This is a genomic window from Ruoffia sp. FAM 26254 (assembly GCF_045528545.1).
Lineage (GTDB): Bacteria > Bacillota > Bacilli > Lactobacillales > Aerococcaceae > Ruoffia > Ruoffia halotolerans.
Map to the genome: position 1 here is coordinate 1 of NZ_JBGQQY010000115.1, position 654 is coordinate 654.

Sequence of the window (654 nt, forward strand, 5' to 3'; positions counted from 1 at the left end):
GGTCTCGATCGTCGTTAATAATTGTTCGTGACGTTTGTTTCTTTCGTGCTCTCTCTTCTCGATCTCTTCGAGCCTTTTCATCAGCAAGTCTTGCTGACTCTGCAGCTTGTCGGCTACGCTCAAGCTCATTTGTGTCTTGGGCGAATTGTTCCCAATCTGCTTGAGTGATGCCTGTATCTCGTTCAGTTGATTCATCACGGTTTGAAGTTGGTCGTTTTGGCTGGCATTCGGTGTCTGAGTCTCGTTCTTGTTGTCTTCGTCGTTGAATTTGTCTTTCAAAGCCATCTTCGATACCCCCTTTATTGTAATCTTCGCCGAGTTTACGGCCACGTACTTTTTTATCTTCAGCTAAATGTCGATAGGTAATACTTTTGGGTGTGACACGTTCAATTTCAATACCATGTTGGTTTAAATGGTCTTTGAATTCGTCCATATTGGTGGCCTGTGATTGATCGATGGCCTCTCTGATTTCATCTTTCCATGAATATTGGGCTGTTGATTTCGTATTAGGGTCAGCAATCGCTTTTTCCGTTTGCGTATAACGTAAGCGTGCTGTGTCTTTCTCTGGTACGCTTAAACCATGTTCCAGGCAAACCTCGTCATTGAAATCTCTGACATTACGTAAGGCTTGTTTATTATTATTAAATTTCTTAC

Annotated in this window: 1 pseudogene; it reads right to left on the bottom strand. The window is 42.4% G+C overall.

The features are described from left to right. A pseudogene (locus ACEN3Z_RS11900) lies at window positions 1-654 on the bottom strand (protein rlx); the annotation flags it as partial.